1 protein-coding gene and 1 pseudogene are annotated in these 1,163 nt (G+C 48.6%); both read left to right on the forward strand.

Annotation, left to right across the window (positions count from 1 at the left end; translation table 11 throughout):
- Positions 1-178, forward strand: a pseudogene (locus tag A3750_RS25150) (serine--tRNA ligase); the annotation flags it as partial.
- An 11-nt stretch (positions 179-189) separates the two neighbouring features.
- A partial coding sequence (locus A3750_RS22475) for an SAM-dependent methyltransferase (RefSeq protein ID WP_068548886.1) occupies positions 190-1,163 on the forward strand: 974 nt, incomplete at its 3' end.

Below are 1,163 nucleotides of genomic sequence, written 5' to 3' on the forward strand. Positions count from 1 at the left end.
GCGCTATCGTGACGCTGAAACAGGCAAGCCTGCTTTGGTTCATACTCTTAATGGCTCGGGGCTTGCCGTTGGTCGAACTCTCATTGCTGTGATGGAAAATTATCAGCAGGCTGACGGTTCTATCAAGGTTCCTGATGTGCTGAAGCCATATATGGGTAATCTCGACGTTATTCGTTAACGCACTGTCGTATGAATTGGCTACCCTTATTTTTTAAGCCGCATAACCGAGCCATTATTGTGTTCGGTTGCGGTGACAAAGCTATCCGCAAGATACGTTTTTTAAAACGCTTTTCCTTTCCGATTACTGTTATCCACTTACCGCAAGATACACGGCCTGAGATCGACAATGTTCGCTTCATTGAAGTGGAGTCCGTAGGTGTTTTAACCGCTAGCGCTTTTGAGGGCTGTTTTATTTGTGTGGCAGCGCGCGGCAATCACGATGATCACGTTTTTGCGGCTCTTGCACGCCAGCAGGGTATTCCTGTTCATGTTGCGGAAGACCCAGAAAATAGCGATTTTCTTTTTCCTGCTCTCATTGATCGAGGACCGATCACTGTTGCAATTTCTAGCAGTGGGCAGCATCCAACACTCACACGTCTTATTCGTAGTCGTGTCGAATCTGTGCTGCCGGCTCGCCTTGAGGCTTTGAGTAATCTCGCTGTTGAGTTTCGTGATCGTGTTCGTGAGAAATTACCTCAAATCAATCATCGGCGAGCGTTTTGGGAAAGACACTTTGAGGGCCGTGTTGGGAATTTAGTGTTTAGCGGAAAAGATCATGAAGCGCGAGCACTGCTAGATGAAAGTTTAAAGCTGAGCGAATGTACCGACGTAAGCGCGGTGGGCGAGGTGTATCTAGTTGGAGCTGGCCCTGGCGACCCTGACTTGCTGACCTTCAAAGCTTTACGCTTGATGCGCCAGGCAGACGTGGTGCTTTATGATCGCTTGGTTTCGCCACAGATTTTGAAGCTAGTTAGACAAGATGCCGACATGATTGATGTTGGTAAGCGTCGTGCAAACCATACGGTTCCTCAAGAAGGTATCAATGAATTGCTGGCGAGTCTGGCAAAGCAGGGTAAGCGTGTTCTTCGTTTAAAGGGCGGAGATCCGTTTATTTTCGGCCGGGGTGGGGAAGAGATCGAAACACTTGCCAGTCAAGGCATCGC

The organism is Oleiphilus sp. HI0079 (genome assembly GCF_001635105.1).